This window comes from Paenibacillus sp. 2KB_20, assembly GCF_052115765.1.
Lineage (GTDB): Bacteria > Bacillota > Bacilli > Paenibacillales > Paenibacillaceae > Paenibacillus_AQ.
In genome coordinates this window covers 1-22,498 of record NZ_JBFRHH010000016.1, presented here as the reverse complement: position 1 = coordinate 22,498, position 22,498 = coordinate 1, and the positions used below count along the sequence as shown (strand labels likewise).

Here is a 22,498-nt window from a genome sequence, read left to right as displayed (position 1 = left end):
ATCCTTACCTGCCCTTATCATCATATTGAAAGACCTCTTCGATGGTCTTTTCGAAGACACGCGCGATGCGAAAAGCCAGCTCCAATGAAGGTGAATAATTCCCCTTCTCGATAGCAACAATCGTTTGTCTGGTGACCCCGGCCTTATCAGCTAATTGCTGCTGGGTCATCTCGTTATGATGAAAGCGAAGATTCCGTATATGATTGCTGATCGCATCCTTTCCCATGTTAGACTCCCTTTCTATAAAAGTAGAATTGAACGATACGTCCCAGTAGATCGGATAAAAAACCGAAGAAGATCAACACAAGAAACGTTAAGTAAGTTGGAAGATCCGTAACGAGCGGAATCATGGATAATATAAACCCGAAGAAAAACACATAAAGCGAAATCCGGTCTGCCTTCAACTCGATGATCTTATCCAACTCATCTTCAAAAGAAGGCCCATCTTCATTCGTGGCGATTTTATTGATGATGACAAACACGACATGAATAATAATCTTAGCTACAATCGACACCGGGAGCAGCACCAGAATGAAGGAACCCCAAAAACTGAAGTCGCTGGCCGAAGTGATGCTGCCTTCCTCGGCCTTGTTTACAGCGTATAAAGTGTAGAGCGTGAAGATGAGTAAACTGCTGATGATGGAAACAAAAATTTTTTTTTCTTGATAGGACATATTGACCTCCTCATTAAAGGAATTATTTCCAAAATGTAAACTAAACTATACATAATGTAATTAAAACCAGATCATTTGTCAAGTTTACTTTACACACATTTCTGCGCCATCAATGTGCTACGATTGGTTTAGAGTCTTCGCCTGTAGCAGAAGCGCTTTCTGGTTTACGTGCTAATGAAGCTCGCTACTTTATGAACAAATACAAGCATGAATTTACGGTTGCACCCGCCAGCGAGAGTCAAGAGAGCCTTGATTATGTGAACCGCATTTTGAAAGAACGCGATATTGCGTTTGCGGCCAAGCCTTTGGAAACATCGCGTTTTAAAGTGGAGAATATGGTAGAGTTCTTTAGTTATATCCAACCAGTGAGCGGAGAGGGAAGCGAGTCTACACTATCAGAAACCGTGGATAGGCTTCGAGGCAAGAGTATTAATGAGCAGAAAAGGCCTTTCAAGTAATCCACCAAATCGTTAATTTCACCAAACTCGAAATAAAGGATATAAGGGACATAATTCTAAAGCAGAGTAAACGTTGCTTTATTATCGGAGTAAATATGTATCAAATTATCAACGTCATTGATAAGCTGTATTACACCTTTTAATCCTTCCTCCGTAGGCAATGACAGTTTGGGCGATTTACCCTTTAATGCGGAAGAGCTATAATTCCATCAAAAGCCCGTCATCTCACGTGAATTTAGGTGAATTTCAAAGGAGGCCCATAGGAAAATGACCAGAATTCTTGTCGCAGACGACGATGCCCATATTCGCAAGCTCATAGCCTTGTATTTGCGGAACGAAGGGTTCGATACTGTCGAGGCAGCAGACGGTGTCGAGGCGCTATCCATCATGGAGAATTCGACTGTCGATATCGTTATTCTCGATATTATGATGCCGCATATGGACGGATGGGAGTTGTGCAGGGAGATCCGTCGTCTATATCCGGAAATTCCGCTGCTTATGGTAACAGCCAAAGGAGAATCGGGGCAAAAGGTGAAAGGCTTCCAGCTCGGCACGGATGATTATGTGACCAAGCCTTTCGATCCCTTGGAGCTTGTGATGAGAGTAAAAGCGCTGCTAAAGCGTTATCGAATCGTTTCCTCCCAGATCGTTCAATTAGGTGGAATCGTGTTGGACCGGCGGGCCTTCAAAGTGATTCGACAAGGCGAAGAGCTCATATTGCCGTTAAAAGAGTTTGAGCTTCTGTTCAAACTGGCCTGTCACCCTGGACAGATATTAACCAGAGAACAGCTAATCATGCAAATATGGGGGATGGATTACGAAGGCGACGACCGAACCGTCGATGTCCATATTAAGAGAATTAGGGAGCGCTTCACCGAGGATTCCGAGCATTTCAGAATCGAGACGGTCCGCAGTCTCGGATACCGGCTAGAGGTGAAGAAATGACAAGGTCTTTATACATCCGCGTCGTGCTAACGTTTTTGGCTGCCATGGGAATAGGCCTGATTGTCTCCGTTCTGGCGGGGCTCGCCCTATTCGAGAAAAAAATAGACCGAATCGGGCAGAACGATTTGATAGCCGCGGGCGAGGAAATCATTCGCGTCTACGAACAGACGGGGCCGGCAAATTTGGATCGGTTTATGGATAGCATGGTGAAGCTGACCTCCTACTCCGTTCAACTATACGCCGACTCTGGAGCCATGAGATCCTTCAAGTACAGCTCCGACTCGAAAGATCTTCCGATTTCGCAGGAATCCATTCGGAAAGTAAGGGAAGGCGAGATATACCGGTCTTCCTCCAAGGATAAGGAGACGTTCATCGGGCTGCCTTTCCAAATCGGCGGTGAGCGCCAAGCTTTATTTTTGCGGCCCTCATCCAGGAACGAATCGACCCTCATTCACTTGATGTTTACCATCCTTTTATTTGTTCTGATTACGGGAAGCGCCTGCATTCTCATAGCCGCCATCTATGTTGTAAAACCGATAAAGACGTTTACTGCCGCGACTAGACGACTTGCGAAGGGCGATTTCGACGTGGAATTGGGAGTGAAGCGCAAGGACGAGCTGGGAACTTTGGCTCAGAGCTTTAACGAGATGGCGGTTGGGCTTAAACAATTGGAGCAGATGCGTCAGGACTTTGTCTCGAATGTGTCGCACGAGATTCAGTCCCCTTTAACGTCCATTTCCGGTTTTGCGAAAGCGCTGAAGGACATAAAAGCAATTGCCGAAGACGAGCGCATTCAGTATCTTGATATCATCTTGGCCGAAAGTGGCCGATTATCCAGGCTCAGCGATAATTTACTCAAGCTCGCGTCCCTCGATTCCAATCACCATCCTTTGGAGTACGCCACGTTTCATCTTGACGAACAAATCAGGCAGGTTGTCGTGAACTGCGAACCTCTATGGTCAGAGAAAAACATGGATATTGATCTGGATTTGCCTCAGGCTGCTGCAATAACGGCCGATAAGGATCAGCTCAATCAAATATGGACGAATCTGCTCGGCAACAGCATCAAGTTTACGCCGGAAGGCGGACTTATCCATTTTCAATTAAGGACTCGCATGGACGGATATACCGTGACTTTATCCGATTCCGGGATCGGTATTGCACCTGAACAACTGGACCGCGTTTTTGAGCGTTTTTACATGACGGACAGGTCCCGGAATCGCAGTGGTGGTGGCAACGGCCTTGGACTGGCTATCGTCAAAAAAATTGTCGTTCTTCACCGGGGTGATATTAATATGGAAAGCAAAGTCGGACAAGGCACGAAAGTCGTCGTTCATCTACCCGCCATTCCGCCTGTCAAAGCGTAAACCAGTTCACGCTCCGTTCATATTTCTCCCATACTCTTCCGAATGTATCGCAACGACTACAGGAGAAAAGGAATTGGAGGAGACGGAAAATGAGCGTTATTGGCACGATCGATTCGGTAAAATGGCTGACGGTTTATGAGTTGGTTATGTGCATCATCAGTTTATTCGTATTGACGGTTTACGCGGTACCTATCAAGAAATATTCCAGATGGTTTGATTTTTTACCCAGTGTGGGTGTGCTCGCAGCCATTGCAAGTATCCTGTCCGGGGATATGACCCTTTTGGCTCTGATCATCGAGTCGCTGACGCTAATCGTGTTTTTATGCACAATAAGGAGACTGTTAAAGCCCAAAGTCTGGACGGCTCCAAAGAAGAAAGCATTCAGGATCGTTAGGAGCGTAATCTGCGTATGCGGAGTTGTCCCCATTGTGTTTGCGTTAGCAAACGCGGGAGTATTACGGTACAACCCGGTTAGCGATTTTAGCGGCATGAGCTACTCCAAGGCGTTCGTGGCCATGAATGAAAGATTATCGCGGGAATATCCGTTCGGGGAATGGAAGAAGATCGAATGGAATGAGCGCCAAAGCAAGTATGAGCCTATATTCAAACAGGCCGAGAAAGACGAAAACTTCGATTTGTACTATAAAACGTTAAGAGAATATCTGTTTTCGCTGCGGGACGGACATATCAAAATTATTAACGATAATGTGTACGATGGGAATACGGTATTTAAAAAGGAAGTTGGCGGCGGCTTTGGACTAAGCACCGTTCAATTGGATAACGGCAAAGTTGTCGTAAGTCTGGTTTTGGAGAACAGCCCCGCGGCCAAGAGCGGAATAAAGCTAGGTGCGGAAATCGTCGCGTGGGACGGAAAAACGGGGAAGGAAGCGTTCGACCAGACGACTTGGAACGAGAACAACATGGCTACGGATGAGGTGAAGAGGTTCAATCAGGGGCGATTTATGGTGCGCGCGCCGATCGGCAAGGAAGTACAGGTCGAATTTCGCAATTGGGGGGAGTCCGAGCATATCCGTACGAAGCTGACGGCTTATGACGATCAATTCGAGACGTTGAAGAAGACGAGAATCCAACTCACCCAAGCCGATCTGGATGCTTCCCCCATCGAAGGGAGAATTCTTGGCAACGGCTATGGATATGTGAAAATCAAGCATTTTCTCCCCGACTCAAACGCCACCTCACCGGAAAAAAGCCTGGCGGACCTATTGAAAATGTTCCAGGACAGGCACGCAAAAGGCTTGATCATCGATCTGCGGAACAATCCCGGCGGGGACGATCAGCTTGCCGCCAATCTGGCCGGTTTCTTCGTCAAGGAGATGAAACACTACGAATATGTCAGTTATTACAACAGATACACGGGGAAATTTGAACTGAATCGGAATGAAGTCGTCAAGGTCAAGCCCGTAAAGCCCTATTTCGACGGGAAGGTGGCCATCTTGATCAACAGCAGGACCGGAAGCTCGGGAGAAGGGATGCCTCTTGTTCTAAAAGGCGTACCCAATGTCAAAATCGTAGGGTTCACCTCAACGGCCGGTTCGTTCGGACTTATGAGCAGCCCGATCGAGATCAAGATGCCGGAAGGCTACGTCATCCAGTTCCCCGATGGAAGGTCGCTCAATCAGAACAAGAAGGTCCAGGGAGACGCCGACCAAACCGGAGTGGGGGGCGCGGTTCCCGATATCAAAATCCCCCTAAATGAAGAAACGTTCAAAGCAAGCATGATGGACGGGCAAGACGTCGAGTTGGAGTATGCAATCGAAGCGATGAAGAAATAAATAGACGACCGGTTTGGTTGGCCTTGCCCGTTAGAGATACCGCTTCAAACCTTTTGTCTCTATTTTTATTATTGTATCACTGTATCCCATTTGAGGGCTGGGATAAAAAAAACCATCTTTCACTCGATATTCCTGTAAATCACCATTTAAGCTATATTGCTTCCAATCAACATAGGTTTCAGTGACTATTTTATTCAAATCATTTTCAAATTCAGTAAAATTGTTTTGGGCTTGAATACTTCTCTTCTTTTAATAAAATCAAAAAAGAATGAAGTGATTCAACAATTCGATGCGCAGTTACTTGCCGTGAATGAATGAATTGTTCGTGATAGTTTCCAAACCGCATCAATGTAAATAAAAATAAATCAAATGATCAGATATTTCTTGTATTCGGTGAAATTTTTGGCTTCACCGTATATAAAAAAGGCAGGGGGTTCCCTTATCCTGCCTTCTTACGTGTTTTAGGTTTCTACTGTACTAAACTATCAAAATCCGGCTGCAATTTGTTCCGCAAAACATACAGCATGATGGCACCGACAAGGAATGCGACGGCATCCGCAATGACGAGCGACCAGACCACCCCGTGGAAGCCGTTCATCCGATTGGCGATATAGAGCACAGGAATCAGAGTAACTCCTTGAATAACGGACATAATAAACGCGGCCGTTCCTTGCGCTGTTGCTTGGAAGATCCCCGTAAACAACGTGGTCATTCCTGTAATGAACAAGGATAAGAACGTCACATGCAAAATGTAGCTGCCCATTTCTATTAATTGCGGGTCATTCGTAAATAAACCGATTAAGTGATCGGAAATCAGATAGACGATGACACCGAACACGACGGCTAACGCCACAATCGCTTTGATCGTAAATCCAATAGTTTGCTTCATCCGTAATTTATTCGCTGTAAAGGAAAAGGCAATGAGCGGCACGACTCCCTCGCACAAGCCCATCAGAATAAACTCAGGAAATTGCAATAAACGTGATGAAATTCCGTAAGCCGCTACGGCCGGCTCTCCATATTCAACAAGAAAACGATTTAAGATAAGCGACATTGCACCCAAAAAGATACTCATAATAAAGACGGGAACTCCGATTTTGAATACATTGCTCAGAATCTCCTTGGAAGCTTTGAACCATTTTACGGAGACGGTTAAGAATTGGCTCTTGTATCTAATATGGAGGGCGTAGAATGCACTCGCAACCAAGTTGGAAATGACCGTAGCAGACGCAACGCCGATCACATCCCAATGGAACACGAAGATGACGAACGCATCGAGAATAATATTGACAACCACACTGAGAATCATACCGATCATCGATGTGATGGCTGCACCCTCCGAGCGCACGATATTCTCCAACGTGAAGAATAATACGACGATTGGTGAACCGATAAGCATAATCGTGACATAGTCCTTCGTGAATCCGAAGGAGTCAGGCGTTGCCCCGAGGCCATAAACGATGGGATCGATCAACGGGAGACCGACGGCCATCACAATCAGACCGAGAACCAAACTGCTGTAAAAAGCGAATGACGATACTTGCTTTACGTCATCATATTTTTTCTCTCCCAGCAATCGAGAGATGAATGTACCGCTACCGATGCCAATCAAGTTGCCTAGCGCCATGATAATTGCGAATAGCGGCAAGGTTAGCGCGAGTGCGGTTAACATGGCGGTATTGTGAAGTGTACCAAGGAAATAGGCATTCAAGATGGAATAGATGACACTCAATGACGTGCCTAGCATCATAGGTACAGCGAAGTGAGCTACGGCTTTTCCGACCGGGGCTTTTTCAAAGTAATAGAGGTTTTCTGCATCCATGCGGGTCACTACTTTCTTTATTTATTTTGAGTCCAATCTTACAGTGTTAGTTTGAACCTTACAGTGTTAGATGATATCATGAACCTATGAACCTGTAAAGCATAAACTTACACTGTTAGATAAAAGGGCGGATAACGATGAAAAAACAGCAACCTCAGATTTCGGAGGATAGGATTTTGGAAGCCTCGTGGGAGTTACTTGGTGAGGAGGGGATCGAGAAATTCAGCATGAGACGATTGGCCGTTAGGCTAGGGATTCAGGCTCCCTCTATATACTGGTACTTTAAGAGCAAGCAGAATCTCTACCAGCGTCTGGCCAACCAGGTATCGAAAATCATTCTGGAGGAGTACCACTCCGAGGGGGACTGGAAGGAGCAGCTGAAGGGACTTGCGGTAACGGTCCGAAGCGTGCTCAGCCGGTATCCTTGCTCCACGCAGCTCATGATGTCGACGCTGCCCCACGAACCGGACATCATCCGGTTCACCAACCGTATGCTGCTCTGCGTGGAATCGACGCCTCTTGAGCAAGAGCAAAAAATACAAGCGGTTCTTACGATTATGAATTATGTCTACAACTTCGTTCTGGACGATTATGAGCACCAGCGCAATGTCTCCGCGATTCTTAAGGACCATGGAGCGGGAGCGCTTCCGGGTGAGGAAATGACTCGCCTTCTGGATTCCATGAGCGAGACGGATGCGGGACTGTTCCGGAGAATGTTCACGAACGGGCTGTTCGAACTGATGGGGACCGACAAGGCGTTCGAGTTCGGCTTGAAGCTGATTCTGCTCGGGATTGAGCAGGTGATAAAGGAGCAGGAGAAGTAGGAAGTAAGAACCGCCCATCCGGTGATCGGATGGGCGGTTTCGAAAGGCTTACCGTTTAGTCGCACCAAAATTCGCCCTATAGATGATACGGGGAACCGTACCATAAGTAGGTCGAAATTTGGATGCAAATCGGTAACCATATACGACAAACGTTATAGTGTGTCTCGCATCTACGAGAAAATGGCGAATGTACACGCATATAATAGAGATGTATTCATGATAAAGGGAGAGCCCTTCGTTGCAGTCCCATACGCACAGTCGTTTTGGAGAAGGCCATAGGAGAAGTGGAAGCAGATTCAATTTCAAACGGGGCTCAGCTTGCATTCGACTGCTGAGCCCCGCCAGAAATAGAACGCTTTTGGGTTGTATGTTTATTTTGAAAGCTGAATTGAGTTGATCAGTTCATTCAATTCGGACTGTAATTGCAGATGGAGTTTCTCTACGATCGAATAATCTGTGGCTGCAACATAGTAGGCCTTAATTTGAGAATCGATGGCTTCGGCTTCCGCCAGATGGGAGGTGGCCTCTTTCATTTTTGCCGAATAGCGTGCTTTAATACCGGCTATTTCGGCAGCATGAGCTTCATCTGTTCCAGGAGCTACAGTCCGTGTATACATATCTAGGATCTCATCCCCGTCCCGATCCGGAAAGTATTCATGCGGAGGGGTGCTGTCAAAGATAGCTGTTCGAAGCTTCGGGAATATCAACATATCCAAACTGTTCGGATCAAAGCCGCAATGAAACACTTGGACTTCGATTCCTTTCTGTTCGGCAGCGGAGGCAAGCTTTTTCAGCAGCGTCGATTTGCCGGATCCCGCCCTTCCTTTGATGAAAATCCGTTTTTCCAGCTGAGCGGTCAAGCTTTGAATAAAATCGAATGCCCCCCTCGGAGTCGCAGCTCCGAAAAATAAGTGGCGCGAAGCGGTTGGCGTATCGCTTTCATGACCGGCGTATAATTCTTGAATCAAATCCTGCGCAATTTGGTCAGCCTTCGAGAAATCCATATTTTCGATATAATATTTTTCCCACTCGTCATGAATCCGCAATGCAGTTGCGAACGTTTCATACGCTTTTGAATAGGCGCTCTCAAGCTTGCCTCTAAGATCTTCTATCGTTATGAAGTGTTCCGGTAAAACAAGGCTGTTATCAAACGCTTCCTCGAAGTGGATAAAGACAATTTCACCGGCCCCGCTATCCGAAATCCCCTTACAGACTCGCCCGTCGACAATACCAACCTTCAATTCCGTTAAAATGATGCCATCCAGTTCGTCGGGACGAAGAGGGGAGTGGAAGCATTGCACATGCAAGCCTTTATCCAGCAGGCTATCCGCCAAGCTTTGAATGACCGTCGATTTCCCCGTACCTTGGGGTCCCGTAAGGACAAATATCTTGTTCAGCCCTTCAAATGCGGATGTATACAAGAAATGAGCTCCGTGCGCAGTGTTGCCGTGGGCAAAATAGTGAGATGATTTTACTACCAACCTGAAACACTCCTTTGTGCCTATTCCGATTCGCAAAGTTTACAGAATAAGCATGATTGGGATAAGTGCCTATTCATTTGTATATTCCGCATTGTAATAAATGGTGTTCGTCCTCTCTCCCATGTTTTTCGCTATTTGTTGACGGGGCTACAGAAGGTCCAGTTTCACCCGAATGCTTTGATAGGCGTAAAGCGGAAATGGAATTTCGGATTTGGGAAAGGCTGTAACCCCCATAGATCCGACTTTGGAATCAATTTCGGACTTGCGTGAATCATGCGGCAATCTCTATAGTATAGGGGAACGACATACGAACGGAGAGGTAGAGGAGAAATGGAGAGCGAACACGTGCTTCAGCAAGATTTGAATGAAAAAAGTGAGTTTCAGCGGTTATTTCAAATGTATCTGCTGTTTGAGGAGAAAGTGGAACGGCCGAATGTGGAAGCCGTCCGGAATGCGTTAGAAACCCGATGCGGGAAAACGGATACCGTGTCGGCAGATGGCGCATTGTCGTCGTTTGCCGTAGAGGCCTATAAAGTAGCCTACCAGGAGGGGAACTTGCCAGCTCAGGTGATGATGGCAGACGTTACTCCTTTTCAACCGGAGACGATTACCGACTTGGAGCGCACCCAGTTTTGGACGATGCCGGATGCCGAGGACGTTCTGGAAAAATGCCGCTATAAGCTGCTGATCAGCGACTTCATGGCGGCGGGGCTGGACTATAAATCGCGCAGCGCCTTATTGGCGGATTGGCTGGAGGCTGCCGTAAGTCTATTCCCCACCTGCAAAGCGATCTGGATTCCATCAAGTGGGAAATTGCTGCATACGGCCGAAATTGCGGATAATCCGTACGAAGGAGCTGCGCGGTTCTTGCAGTTCGGCATGAATATCCGCTATTTTACCATTCATGGGACCGAAGACAGCTTGATCGATTCACTCGGTCTCTTTGCGCTCGGCCTTCCGGATGTCCAGTACCACTTTCATACATTGGATCCGAATGACGTGTCACGGCATGCATTCAATGTCGCAGCCTACTTGTTTGAAGCGGATGTGCCGGTGAGCGACGGCGAAACGATCGCCGGCTTGCTGAATGGGGAGATGGCGCCGGACGTGTATTGGCCCTGCAGGTTCGAAATGTCGCTGATCCAGCCTTCCAGAGAAGTGATGGACGTCAGTCCGGGCGAATATGCGGCAGGAGAACGGGAATAAGTCCGGCCGACGTATGATCGAGCACCTCGCGCCAAGAGTCCCGTGAGGTGTCCCGATCGGCCGACTGAATCGTCATGTAAGGAAGCTTTTCGTACAAACAAAACAGAGAGAGCAACACGTAGTGGCAGTCACTCGTGTTGCTCTCTTTTCTAAATACTAGGCTTCTTAACGACGGGAATTCAAACTTCCATTTTAGTACATACAGTCGCCATGATCATTTAGACCAGAGATCTCTGCTCTTATTCGTGTTCGACGACCTGTTTGCTCTTAAATTTATCTGCTGCTATTTCAAATTTCCATGGCCCCTTCATATCAATAATCGGTTTGGATACAGTAACATCCAGTTTTCCCGAGTCGTTAGGATCATAACTAACCGAGAAAGATTTCAACACGCCAGTTGTTGCATCACGTGCCTTGTACGATCCAAGTGTAGTATCTATGGAAACATCGAAATCCTTTAAAGAACGATTCAACTGTTGCGTGTTTGGCATCTCTACATATATCTCTATCAGGTCTCTGTTATCTGGCGACTTGAATTTTTTGAATTTAGTCAGTTCTACTGAGTAACCAGCTATGTCGAAGGATTGGTTTAATTGTCCTTCTTGTCTGTCCGGAACGTTGATCGAGAAATTGGCTTCCTCATGACCGACACTCATCAATTGCGGGATGGTTAACGTGTATTTCCTAACATCTGAGCTTCCCAAGTTGAAATAAATGTCTTTAAAAGGCGTCTGTATACCCTTGTTATCAATTGGATAGTCATTACTAAATTCATCTGCAATGCTGATATTATCATTCAGTATAAGATCGCCTTTCTCGGGAAAATGATTAAAATATCTGAATGCATTTGAGTGTTCCGTACTTAAAAATATTCTGCCCTTATGACCTGCAGGAGTTGGAATAGCCGTAATCTCGAGATCATGGATTTCCATGGAATCACCGATAGCGTTTAGGCTGTCAATGCTATCCACCTTGCTAAGTGGAATGGTAAATAACTCCTTCTTGTAATCATCAAAAGACAACTGTGCATAATCTTTAATATCAACATGACCATAGAACTTATGTGTGATTTTTGAAAAGCCACCGCTACCATATGTTGAAACAGATGAGCTTTCGTACACCTCACCAGACTCGCTTATGATATTAATCTTAAAAGAACTCTCTGTATATGCGTTCAATTCAATTGTCGTCATATCCTTTTGAACCAACATAGAAGTTATGGTAACGTCATGATTGCTAAGTTTAATATCAACTGGTTCTGTCAGCATATAAGAATCTGTGCTACTCTCTTGAACCACACCGATTCCTGGAATGAATTGAAGAGCCCTTTGAATTGCCGCTGAAAGATGCGGATTGAATGTAACTGCTGCGCTAATGGAGAGTACGCCGATCAAGAAAGCAGCAACAACTCGATTCATAACCCGCTTCCTCTTTTTTGGAGCAGCTAATGCCGCATCCCATTCTTCTTTCGCTTGATGAATGCCCATTAAACTTCGTTCATGAAGCATTGCAGGAATAGGGATTTCCTCAATGGCTTGTTTTATATTATTGCTCATATACAGACTCCTCCTTAACTACCTTCCTTAGCTTATGCAAGGCGCGGTATAGTATCGTTTTGCTGGTACCGAGAGGGATTTGCAGGACTTTGGCAATCTCCTTGATCGTGAAATCATGATAGAATCTCAGCAGGACTACGCTTCGTTCATCCTCATCCAACTGTTCAATTAATTGTTTTAATGAAATCGAAAGCGGCACATCGTAATCCTCATTACTGACAGCGAAATCGATGTGTTCGGGCTTTAGATGAACGACTTCTTTCCGCTTACGAAGCAGATCGATTGCACAAGTTATACAAATTCGGATTAACCACGTTTTAAAATATTTTGGTTCCCTCAGGGTCGCAATTAGCTTGAATGAGCGATAGGCCGTTTCCTGGATGACATCCAAAGCGTCCTGTTGATTGTTCACGTACACGAAGGCTGTTCGATACAATTGCTGCTCATATTGCTGAAATAGCGTGATGTACGCATGGTGATCACCTGATCGTGCTTTATGTACGAGATTTTCGATTCTCCTCACCTACTTATTAGTTCATATATCTAATTAGACGTATCAAAGAAAGGGATGGCTTTATTATCCAATATTTAATTCGAGAAGATTGTTTAGAGGTATAATGGTGAAGTCACCAAACCATCATCCGTTTTATGCACTTATTTACCATGAGCAGGATCGCGGCCTGGGCTGGTTACGATCTATCGGCGCTGATCGGGCGCAAAATCAATGTCTCCCCCTTTACTTTTGAACGAAGCGGTGCTAATATTGGTTTCGATAGTTATAGAACTGCAGAAGGGATACGGGGAGGTGATTATCATGGGAGAAAATCAAGAAGATATCGGGCAAGCGGTTAAAGTGTATAAAGCTTTGGGGGAACCAACCCGGCTGAAAATCGCTCTACTGCTCGCGAAAGAGAGCAATTTATGCTTTACCGCCGTCGGTGAAAGGCTTGAGTCGGTTGCAGGCTCGACGCTATCGCATCATTTAAAGCAATTGACGGACTCTGGCTTGATTGATTCTCGCAAGAATGGATCGTTTATTCACTATAACGTCAATCGAGAAATAGCGGAAAAATTTGCGCCCTTTTTGTTGGCGTAATTTTTTTAAAAATCATTTCTATATATCTAGAACGATAGAATTGATAGAACTTATACTTGAATGAAGTTTTAGCGAACGAGTAGATTAAAAAGGAGAGAATGACTATGAGCGGTCAAACGAATACGATGGAGATTGGAATGAGCACCTTTCTCCATGCGAATCCCGGAAATGGCGGTGTCTCGCATGCCGAGAGGCTGCGCCAGGCAATCGAAGAGGTGCAATTAGCAGATCAAGTCGGCCTCGACGTCTATGCCGTCGGCGAGCATCATCGCATCGACTATACAAGCTCGTCGCCAGCTGTCATTCTGGCCGCCGCTGCCGCTACAACGAAGCGGATTCGGCTCTCGAGCGCAGTGACGGTGCTATCTTCGGACGATCCGGTGCGGGTATATGAGGACTTTGCAACGCTGGACGGTTTGTCAAACGGGCGAGCAGAGATCATGGCGGGACGGGGTTCGTTCATCGAATCGTTCCCACTATTCGGCTATGACCTGAAAGATTATGAGGAATTGTATGAAGAGAAACTGGAACTGCTGTTGAAGATTCGTGCTTCCGAAAAGGTGACCTGGCGCGGTGGCCATCGCCCGGCGATTGACAACATGGGCGTCTACCCGCGTGCACAGCAGGAGCCTTTGCCTGTCTGGATCGGTACGGGGGGTAGCCCGGAATCGGCTGTTCGGGCCGGTTTGCTGGGACTTCCGATTGTCTTCTCTATCCTGGGTGGAGCGCCGCAGAGATTTGCACCCTTGGTGGAGCTTTATAAAGAAGCCGCCGTGAAAGCCGGTCACGATCCGAATAAGCTGCAAATTGCTTCGCATTCGCATGGCTTTATTTCGGATACGACACAAGAGGCAGCCAAGCGGTATTACCCTGTCATGGCTGGCCAAATGAACCACATTGGACGGGAACGAGGCTGGTCTACCTATACACGTGACTCGTACGATTCAGCCCGCAGCCTGCACGGCGCTCTTTATGTCGGAGATCCCGAATATGTCGCAGAGAAAATCGTGCTGCTGCATAAGAACCTAGGCTTGACTCGATTCATGATGTACAACGATTTCAGTTCATTGCCGCATCGCGACTTGCTGCGGACGATTGAGCTTCTCGGCACCAAAGTAGCGCCGATTGTCCGTAAGGAGCTCGCCCGTCAGACGTAGGGCTATAACGCTTAAAGCAGAGTACCAATGCTTGGAACGAGGAGTCTTGATTGAGCCGAGAAATGAAGTCGGCGAATTGAGCATTATTTTTTAAATATTATTTCTATAGATTTAGATCTGTTGAAATGAAAAGAGGAGAAATAGATGGGGAATTCATGGAAAATTTATATTCTGGCCATTGTCAGCTTTTTAGTCGGAACTTCGGAGTTTGTGATTGCTGGCATTTTGGATATGCTTGCAAGTGATATTGGAGTGTCGGTAGCGGCGGCCGGGCAGTTGATTACGGTCTACTCGCTTGCTTATGCCATCGGCACCCCGATTCTTATTGCACTCACGGCAAAAATGGATCGAAGAAAGCTTATGCTGTCGGCTTTGGGATTATTTTTCGTTGGGAATTTGATCACGGTCACAACTACAGGCTACGCCATGCTGCTCGGAGCAAGAATTATTTTGGCGATCAGCACGGGGGTATTTATGGTCGTCGCCCTGACGGTTGCCGCCAAAATATCTCATCCTGGAAAACAGGGTAGCGCTATCGCCACAGTTCTGGTGGGCTTTAACCTCGCACTTATTCTAGGGGTCCCGCTTGGGAGGATCATTGCGGGCTCACATGATTGGAAAATCATCTTCACGGGAGTCGGAGCCCTGAGCTTGGTCGCGATGTTGGTCCTTTTGCTGACAATTCCGAAATCGGAAGGAGAGGCTCCCGTTCCTATTCGGGAACAGCTCGCCTTATTAAAAAGCCCACGAATCACTGTCGCGCTTTCCATCAGTTTTTTCTGGATATTGGGTTATACGATGCTGTACACCTATGTAACGCCGTTTCTTCTGGACATTACAGGAATGAGCGAAGGGATGGTAAACGTCGGGCTGTTTGCGTTTGGGCTGGCCAGTCTCATAGGCTCCCAAGTTGGCGGCTACGGTGCAGATAAATGGGGTATCCCCCGTACGATGATTGGAGGCTTGCTCTTTCACTCGGGAATATTATTGTTGCTGACGGCGTTCTCCCATTCGTCCATGGTCGTGTTGCCTTTGCTTATGTTATGGTCCTTTTTCGCTTGGTCGACGGGGCCGGTTCAACAAGTTTATTTAATCGGCATGGCTCCTCAGGCTTCGGGGATCATCCTGAGTTTGAACAATTCTATCGTGCAGTTGGGAATGGCCGTAGGGGCTGTAATTGGGGGTATCGTTGTAGACAGCATCTCTCTTGCAGCAGTTGGTTGGTTTGGCGGAGTCGGCGTCGCAATTGGACTCATCCCGGCTATTATTTCTTTATCCATGCGTCGCCGATCTGCAGGTGGCCGAACGAAACGGAGCGTAAGCTGAACAAATGATATCGGCAGAAGGAGGCAGCGGTGAAAGGTGCTTTCTCTTCGGAAGTACATCAAATAACGATTTCCCCCAATCTATGCAACAAAGGAAAATACTTACGTAGGAGAATATCTTTATTCTATTAAATCAGATCCTCAAATCGTTAGGCGCCATTTTTTCGGGGAGTGTCTCAAAATTACTGCGATGTTAGGCAGCCATTATTGCGAACTATATATAACGCTTTGCTTTGAAGTCTGTCGGTGGTTGTTTTTTATTGAGATTTACAAGGAGAAGGCAATTCTTCACGTTGTAGAGATTTTGTAGAGATTTTGTAGAGACTTATAACGTACACTAATCAGGTAAATCTTCTCAATTATAAATATTATAAATAGAACTAAAACAGGCTGGTCATATGTAGATATCCTATTATCGGTGTCCTACACCTGAGTAGATTTTGTGAGATAAATCACAGCAAAACTATGATAACAGGTAGAGAGCCCTACTACATGTACTAACAAGTCAATCAGTATCTATGGAGGAGGTGAAAAGGAGGGAATTTACAAGATTTCGATGATGCAAAGGGCTGCTGGGATCAAGCAAATAGAAGATGTCTATTCGGTTGAGCGTTATCGGGTCGATGATCTTACTGTCGCTAAAAATTTCAGTAGTTTCGGGAATGGAGGAGAAATGTGTCTTGAAACGAAAACGCAGCATAGGTAAAGCAATACTCTCTTTCTGTCTGGCAATTATGCTTGTCTTGCAGACGGTGGCGTTCTCTGTAACTGGATATGCGGATGGCGCTCTAAGCGATTCCGGGGCGGAGGCTGTTATCGAAGCCGATTCGCCGAGCGTGGACGAACCGCCGCCAGTAACCAAGGCGGTGTACGACGTGCCGAACAATTACATAGTGATGGCGGCAGCCCCGTCGGACAAAACAGCGGTGTTTATGAATGCTAATTCAAACTTTCCACTGAAGGTGACACAGGGAAATGCTGTTATTGATCCAAACGGTATTATTCAGGGTAGACAGCAATTCACGCTCAAGTCGGAAGGTCTCAAGGTACCAGTGAATGGTGATGACGCTAATCCGACAAATGCGAATCCAGACCTATACATTCAGAAGGGTGACTGGATTGAGCTGAAAAAAGAAGACTACTTCAAGGAAGTGGTGCTGCCGACAGCTACTAAAACCCTGAATGCACAGACTGATTCAGGTATGAAACAGCTCGGTACCGCCTATTTCACGCCGAATAGCATCAAGATTGCATTTAACGGTGATGACAACTTTTTCAACGGTGTCGGACGTGGTATTAACTTCAGCTTTGAAACTACTGCCGATGCCGATGTAACGGGAATAGACTATGGCAAAACAAAGCCTATCGACATCTTTGGGACAACTTATCAGCTAAATAACCCAGATGTTACAGCAGCGTATAGCATTACTTTAAGCTCGCCGGGAATGATTAGGTGGGATCAGTATAGTTATCGTGGAATTCAACGCGAGCAATTTGTTGAGGGGGCAATTACTTGGCAGTCAACCGTATCTGCTTTTGATCAGTTTGATAATACAATCAAACTGGGGCTGGACGGGAAGACGTTTTATACGAACCCTGCATCCTATAATACAGGCTTTGGAAATGTCCGCGGTATCTATATGGAGGATTCATTCAAAGTAAATGGTCAAAATGTAACTCCAGACATTGGGGCAGACGGATCGCTGACCTATACTTTCCCAAATGGAACAGGTGAAAATCCGCAAGTCGAATATAAAACATGGATTCCAAAGGAAGGCTATTATTACGAGCATAAGAATCCACCAGGCAATCTTGGTCGTAGCTATCGGGACATGCATGGTAAAGTGCAATTGAATCAGGGTGATGATAAGTTAGTGGATGCAGGTCAGGAGATTTCTTTTGCTCCAGACTGGATTCAAGCTAGCGCTTCTTATGACCATCCTAATGAAACAATCACATGGACAGTCGTTGTGAACCAATATAACAAAAAAGGGTTAAAGAACTTTACTATCACAAATGAATTACCTGCTGGGCTGGAGTTTGAATCAGCTACATGGCAGACATGGGTGGATGGCGTTGCATCTGGAGAAACATCAATTAAACCAGATACGAACGGCGTTTATACCTTTGGCGATGTTGACGGTAAAGTGGAACTAATCATTAAGTCCAAAGTACAAAGCGGTTCCAACTTTAGAATCGACCCACGTGCCAACTGGAATTTGGATACGCCAGATGGCATACAGAACAACGATGTCATGACCGGTACAAGACCTAACGCAGTGACGGATGAGGCAATTGTCAACATCGGCGCGCATAATTTTACTAAATCAATCTCAATTTCGATGGAGGATTATAACCTAGGCGGCGTCACATGGACCGTTAATTTAAATCCACAGTATGCGCTGCCGGACGCGGTAGTTTACGATGTACTCGTTCATGGCGGAGATCTGAACGTCCTGGACCGTGCAGTGGATGCAACGGGCGAGGTTGACGCAGCAACGATTGCCAAGATTAAAGCGAATGTGACGGCCAACCAGCTATGGAAGCAATATCGAAAGGATACGCTTAATAGCGCAAATAAAGATCTGACTTTGAAGGCGATTCCTTTAACCGTTGACGGCAAGACCGTAGCCGACTTGATCAAGGTAACAGGATACACGGATCAGCCGGCTTCTTTCAGCTTCCGCTCTGTCGTAACAAATCCGGATATTCTGTTCAGACAAGATATTAACGTATCCAAGGGGCAAACTAACCGGGCCTTGCTGTTCGACGGCGGAACAGTGAAGACAGCGGACGGTGGAAATAATCTTCATGTGCGTATGCTGAACAAGGATATGCTCTTTGCTTCGAAGCCCTTGAAGGCAGATGGTACACCTGAAAATGTAACCCCAAATAATGTTGGTAGCTACATTAGAAACGACAGCAATGAAGCGTGGACAATTTCTGGCTATGACAGGACAACCAAGACGGTCACATTCCGTTTAGGGGTAAATATGCCTGGATATAACACAGAAGAAATGGCTAAAGACAGCGGTAGCCGGATAATCAGCAACATCAAGCTAGTGGATACACTACCTGAAGGCTGGGAATTCGTGCCGTTTTCTGAAGGCAAAGATTTTGAGCTTTGGAAAGGTTATTCGGACAATGGTAGTGGTACCGAATATGGTATTAGAAATGATGCCAGAACAATTATTGAACCAGGCACTAATGCTCATGTAGTAAACTTCTCCCATAGCGGAAACGTAGGAACGTTCACCTTCTCTAAATTGGAAAGTCCTTATGTCATTCTGGTGAAGGCGAGACCTTCCAATGCAGCTCTGGAGAAATATTTGGAGGAATACACTACAAACGGTACAGACAGGCAGGTGCTGTATAACAAAGCCGACCTACATATGACATGGGGCGGTGTGGAAAAGGTCCTCACCGAACAGCGCAAAGTTATTGTACCTATTCAGACCCTGGGCAAGTCGGTAACGAAGCCAGTTCCAGGGGTGCTGGAATGGACAGTGAACTATACCCCGCCATTCAACATGGAGCAGGGCGTGTTTTTGCAGGATACGATAGGTGCTAACATGAACCTGCGCTATGAAGAAAACGGAAAGCTTGTGCTGACATCGCCTAGTATGGCAGTTTATCCTGCTAAACTGACTGCCGGCGGTGCTCTGGAACGAGAGGGCCCAGCACTGGACCTAAGTGACCCGAATGCCGAAGTTCAGGTTGAAGCTGCACCAGGCGCGGGAGGTACCACAGTTCTAAAATTCAAAATGAACGACCCTAATAAGTTTTACCAGTTTGTGTACCAAACAGAGGTTGATCCATCTAAAGCGAAAGCCGGAGACAAGATGGGCAACGAGGTAAAGCTGGAGGGCGATGATAAGCTGAAATCTGTCAGTGCCAGTAGCGAAAGCACGCTGGACAGTTCAGACGTAGCCGGCAGTTCAAGTTCGAATGCTCTATTACCATTGAAAAAGGTTGATCCTGAAGGTAAGCCGCTGCAGGGTGTACAGTTTACACTGTATAAGAAGAGCGATGGAACGGAAGTTGCAAAAGGAACAACCGATAGCGGAGGGAAACTTAATCTGCTGTTCCCGGATCCGGGCTATTACGAGCTGAAGGAAACCTACATTGATCTGAATACCTGGCTGCCGATCACCCATGTGTATCAGGTGTATGTAGGAAATACGCCAGGCAAGCCTATCTGGGTAGATGGCGTAAAAGCAACCTCTGATAATCCGCTGGTCGTGCCTACGCCGGCCCAAGGTAAGCTGACCATCAGCAATAAGGTGGAAGGCAACGGCAGCGATTCTTCCAAGGATTTTGAATATACCGTGACCTTCACCGGCGAAGGCAAGGACGGGGAGTACACCTATAAGAAGCCGGATAATACGTCTGGCACGATCAAGAGCGGAGACAAGATCTTCCTCAAGGACGGAGAATCTGTTGTATTTCCGGCTCTGCCTGCAGATCTGGGCTATACAGTAATCCAGACAGATTATACTCCAGACGGTTACACGACCATGCCGGAAACGAGAGAGCTGTTCGGCACAATCGAGAATAAAGGCGACCACATGGCAGATTTTGTCAACAAGCGATACGTTAACGATCTGACCATCAGCAATACCGTAACGGGGGACGGCGCAGAACTGGACAAGCCGTTCAAGTACACGGTGACCTTTGACGGTGCGGGAAAGGATCAAGCCTACGATTATGAGCATTCAGACGGCACGACGGGCACGATCACATCCGGCGTTTCCTTTGAGCTCAAGCATGGTGAGACCTTTAAAATTAAGGATCTTCCCGACAATTTGAAGTATACGATCACCCAGGACAGTTACAAGAACGACGGCTACGCGACCACCCCTGCAGGATTGTCTGATGAGGGAGTCATGGCGGGCGTCGATCGCGAAGCGGACTTCACCAATGATCGGACCGTCAACAAGCTGACGATCAGCAATACGGTCATGGGCAACGGCGGCGACAAGACGAAGGAGTTCGAGTACACCGTCATCTTTGAAGAAGCAGGCAAGGATGGAAGCTACGCGTATACGAAGTCGGATGGCGCGACAAGTACACCGGGCACGATCAAGTCTGGCGAATCCTTCACACTCAAGCATGGAGAGACATTGGAAATTGTGGGTTTGCCTAAGGATCTGAAATACAAAGTTACCCAGAAGGACTACACAGCCGACGAATACGTGACAAACCCTGAGGAACGGTATTATACCGGAGTCATGGAGGGCAAAGATGAAAATGCCCCGTTCACGAACGTGCGAGTCATAAAGGGCGGCCTGCTCATCAGCAACACGGTTAAAGGTAAAGACGACGACAAGAAAAAGCTGTTCAAGTACACAATCACCTTCACAGGTAAGGGAGATAACAAATCCTACTCCTATGAGAAGTCGGACGGCAGCAAGGGCATGATTAAGAGCGGAGAGACCTTCGAGCTTATAGATGGCCAGACGTTCGTTGTGCAAGGACTTCCGACGTATCTCCAGTATGAGGTGGCCCAGGATGATTATACGAAAGACGGCTATGTGACGGATCCTGAAAGTCTCGTTCGCACAGGCACCATTCCGGAGAAAAAAGTGGCCGAAGCGCACTTTGTCAATACCCGCCCGTATCTGGAAGGCGTGCTGCGTGACAACAACACAGGCGAAGTCATTCCGAACGCGGAAATCATCGTGACGAACAAGAAGAACAACGAACAGAAGACGATTTGGACAAATGAGAAGGGTGAATATTCATTCCCTGCCGTAGCGGATACCGACTATACGATCACGTATACGAAGGTGTATCAGGTAGGCGGGAAGGATTTCCCTGTCGAATTCACGCAGAAGGCCACTGTGGACGTCAGCGTGACGGACGAGACCGTTCCGGCGGACATTACGGCGGTAGGGATCGTTCTGTTCAAGCAGCTGAATGGAACAAAAGCGCTATTCAACGATTCGTTTACCAGCCAGATGCATATCTATTTGAAGGACAAGGACGGCAATTATATTAAGGAGAACGGTCGTCCCAAGGCGTTCCCGATGGCTTCGAACGGAACTTTCTCCGTGGAAGGGCTAAGCGAGCAGAAGTACACAATGGAAGTTCGCTATAAAGCTGAGACCGGCGAGGAACTGCTCCTCAAAGTGACACAACTGGACGTGAAAGCTAACGGAGAGCTGAATATTTCCGAGGAATTGGTCGACCCTTACGGTACGGTTTATGATGAAACGACAGGAGATGCCATCACTGGCAAGAAAATTGACGGAGCCAAAGTTACCCTGTATTATGCGGATACGAAGCGGAATAGAGATAACGGCCGCATTCCGGATACGAAAGTAACGCTTCCTCGAGTTCCGAATTTTCCGCCGCACGACAACGCGAGCCCGGAGCAGGATAGCGACGCCAATGGCTTCTATGCGTACATGGTGTTTCCTGAAGCGGATTACTATCTGATCGTAACGAAGGACGGATATGAGACGCACAGGAGCGATACGATTTCTGTCGATTATGACATAATAAAATACGACGTGCCAATGAAACCGATCCGTTCTGGCGGCAACTCCGGCAACGGTAACGGTGGAACCGACAACGGTAACGGCGGAACCGACAACGGTAACAGCGGAACCGGCAACGGTAACAGCGGAACCGACAACGGTAACAGCGGAATCGACAACGGTAACGATGGAACCGACAACGGTAACGATGGAACCGACAACGGTAACGATGGAACCGACAACGGTAACGATGGAACCGACAACGGTAACGATGGAACCGACAACGGTAACGATGGAACCGACAACGGTAAC

Annotated in this window: 15 protein-coding genes and 1 pseudogene; 10 read left to right on the top strand and 6 right to left on the bottom strand. The window is 46.8% G+C overall.

What is annotated here, in order from left to right; translation table 11 throughout:
• Positions 1–4: 4 nt before the first annotated feature.
• Positions 5–226: a helix-turn-helix transcriptional regulator gene (locus tag AB4124_RS29305; protein WP_430108658.1), complete on the bottom strand. Its 222-nt coding sequence runs from the start codon at positions 224–226 to the stop codon at positions 5–7.
• Position 227: 1 nt separating this feature from the next.
• Positions 228–674 (bottom strand): hypothetical protein, encoded by a 447-nt coding sequence (locus AB4124_RS29300; RefSeq protein WP_441975021.1) that lies wholly within the window; start codon positions 672–674, stop codon positions 228–230.
• Between the two features lie 101 nt (positions 675–775).
• On the opposite strand from AB4124_RS29300, the pseudogene AB4124_RS29295 reads away from it, so the two are divergent.
• From AB4124_RS29295 to AB4124_RS29280, 4 genes and pseudogenes are all read left to right on the top strand, one after another.
• Positions 776–1,013: pseudogene (locus AB4124_RS29295) on the top strand (phage tail protein); the annotation flags it as partial.
• Positions 1,014–1,399: 386 nt separating this feature from the next.
• On the top strand, positions 1,400–2,077 hold the full coding sequence (locus AB4124_RS29290; RefSeq protein WP_379411811.1) for a response regulator transcription factor: 678 nt from the start codon (positions 1,400–1,402) through the stop codon (positions 2,075–2,077).
• Positions 2,074–3,444, top strand: coding sequence for an ATP-binding protein (locus AB4124_RS29285; protein ID WP_441975020.1), 1,371 nt, complete (start codon positions 2,074–2,076; stop codon positions 3,442–3,444). Before AB4124_RS29290 ends, AB4124_RS29285 begins: the two co-directional genes overlap by 4 nt.
• A gap of 89 nt (positions 3,445–3,533) precedes the next feature.
• Positions 3,534–5,237 (top strand): S41 family peptidase, encoded by a 1,704-nt coding sequence (locus tag AB4124_RS29280; RefSeq protein ID WP_441975019.1) that lies wholly within the window; start codon positions 3,534–3,536, stop codon positions 5,235–5,237.
• A gap of 469 nt (positions 5,238–5,706) precedes the next feature.
• On the opposite strand, the gene AB4124_RS29275 is transcribed toward AB4124_RS29280, so the two are convergent.
• Positions 5,707–7,059: an MATE family efflux transporter gene (locus AB4124_RS29275; protein ID WP_379411803.1), complete on the bottom strand. Its 1,353-nt coding sequence runs from the start codon at positions 7,057–7,059 to the stop codon at positions 5,707–5,709.
• Positions 7,060–7,196: 137 nt separating this feature from the next.
• Between AB4124_RS29275 and AB4124_RS29270 the strand changes: the two genes are divergently transcribed.
• Positions 7,197–7,883 (top strand): TetR/AcrR family transcriptional regulator, encoded by a 687-nt coding sequence (locus tag AB4124_RS29270; protein ID WP_430201748.1) that lies wholly within the window; start codon positions 7,197–7,199, stop codon positions 7,881–7,883.
• A gap of 371 nt (positions 7,884–8,254) precedes the next feature.
• Here the strand turns inward: AB4124_RS29270 and AB4124_RS29265 are convergent, their stop codons facing one another.
• Positions 8,255–9,364 carry a PRK06851 family protein gene (locus tag AB4124_RS29265; RefSeq protein WP_441975018.1) on the bottom strand — a complete coding sequence of 370 codons (1,110 nt, stop codon included), beginning with the start codon at positions 9,362–9,364 and terminating at the stop codon, positions 8,255–8,257.
• Between the two features lie 330 nt (positions 9,365–9,694).
• On the opposite strand from AB4124_RS29265, the gene AB4124_RS29260 reads away from it, so the two are divergent.
• Entirely contained in the window at positions 9,695–10,570 is an 876-nt protein-coding gene (locus tag AB4124_RS29260; protein WP_441975017.1) for a DUF4261 domain-containing protein, read from the top strand.
• 239 nt (positions 10,571–10,809) lie between these two features.
• Here AB4124_RS29260 and AB4124_RS29255 read toward each other — a convergent pair whose 3' ends face one another.
• Together AB4124_RS29255 and AB4124_RS29250 are read right to left on the bottom strand one after the other, a co-directional pair.
• Positions 10,810–12,126 (bottom strand): hypothetical protein, encoded by a 1,317-nt coding sequence (locus AB4124_RS29255; protein ID WP_441975016.1) that lies wholly within the window; start codon positions 12,124–12,126, stop codon positions 10,810–10,812.
• The gene (locus tag AB4124_RS29250; protein WP_430184604.1) at positions 12,116–12,649 is read right to left on the bottom strand and encodes a sigma-70 family RNA polymerase sigma factor; all 534 of its coding nucleotides are present in this window, start codon (positions 12,647–12,649) and stop codon (positions 12,116–12,118) included. The genes AB4124_RS29255 and AB4124_RS29250 overlap by 11 nt, the downstream gene beginning before the upstream one ends.
• A gap of 291 nt (positions 12,650–12,940) precedes the next feature.
• Here AB4124_RS29250 and AB4124_RS29245 point away from each other — a divergent pair, with 291 nt between their 5' ends.
• The 4 genes from AB4124_RS29245 to AB4124_RS29230 form a co-directional block, all read left to right on the top strand.
• Positions 12,941–13,222, top strand: coding sequence for an ArsR/SmtB family transcription factor (locus AB4124_RS29245; protein WP_113057782.1), 282 nt, complete (start codon positions 12,941–12,943; stop codon positions 13,220–13,222).
• Positions 13,223–13,326: 104 nt separating this feature from the next.
• Complete coding sequence (locus AB4124_RS29240) at positions 13,327–14,379, top strand: LLM class flavin-dependent oxidoreductase (RefSeq protein WP_441975015.1); 1,053 nt, start codon at positions 13,327–13,329, stop codon at positions 14,377–14,379.
• A gap of 144 nt (positions 14,380–14,523) precedes the next feature.
• Complete coding sequence (locus tag AB4124_RS29235; protein WP_441975014.1) at positions 14,524–15,705, top strand: MFS transporter; 1,182 nt, start codon at positions 14,524–14,526, stop codon at positions 15,703–15,705.
• A gap of 679 nt (positions 15,706–16,384) precedes the next feature.
• Positions 16,385–22,498, top strand: a 6,114-nt coding sequence (locus AB4124_RS29230) for a DUF7601 domain-containing protein (RefSeq protein WP_441975013.1), incomplete at its 3' end; no start/stop codon positions are given.

What these genes read in the sequence shown, in the direction of transcription:
- AB4124_RS29305 (WP_430108658.1), bottom strand. Translation starts at nt 226, where the DNA reads ATGGGAAAGGATGCGATCAGCAATCATATACGGAATCTTCGCTTTCAT.
- AB4124_RS29300 (WP_441975021.1), bottom strand. Translation starts at nt 674, where the DNA reads ATGTCCTATCAAGAAAAAAAAATTTTTGTTTCCATCATCAGCAGTTTA.
- AB4124_RS29290 (WP_379411811.1), top strand. Translation starts at nt 1,400, where the DNA reads ATGACCAGAATTCTTGTCGCAGACGACGATGCCCATATTCGCAAGCTC.
- AB4124_RS29285 (WP_441975020.1), top strand. Translation starts at nt 2,074, where the DNA reads ATGACAAGGTCTTTATACATCCGCGTCGTGCTAACGTTTTTGGCTGCC.
- AB4124_RS29280 (WP_441975019.1), top strand. Translation starts at nt 3,534, where the DNA reads ATGAGCGTTATTGGCACGATCGATTCGGTAAAATGGCTGACGGTTTAT.
- AB4124_RS29275 (WP_379411803.1), bottom strand. Translation starts at nt 7,059, where the DNA reads ATGGATGCAGAAAACCTCTATTACTTTGAAAAAGCCCCGGTCGGAAAA.
- AB4124_RS29270 (WP_430201748.1), top strand. Translation starts at nt 7,197, where the DNA reads ATGAAAAAACAGCAACCTCAGATTTCGGAGGATAGGATTTTGGAAGCC.
- AB4124_RS29260 (WP_441975017.1), top strand. Translation starts at nt 9,695, where the DNA reads ATGGAGAGCGAACACGTGCTTCAGCAAGATTTGAATGAAAAAAGTGAG.
- AB4124_RS29255 (WP_441975016.1), bottom strand. Translation starts at nt 12,126, where the DNA reads ATGAGCAATAATATAAAACAAGCCATTGAGGAAATCCCTATTCCTGCA.
- AB4124_RS29245 (WP_113057782.1), top strand. Translation starts at nt 12,941, where the DNA reads ATGGGAGAAAATCAAGAAGATATCGGGCAAGCGGTTAAAGTGTATAAA.
- AB4124_RS29240 (WP_441975015.1), top strand. Translation starts at nt 13,327, where the DNA reads ATGAGCGGTCAAACGAATACGATGGAGATTGGAATGAGCACCTTTCTC.
- AB4124_RS29235 (WP_441975014.1), top strand. Translation starts at nt 14,524, where the DNA reads ATGGGGAATTCATGGAAAATTTATATTCTGGCCATTGTCAGCTTTTTA.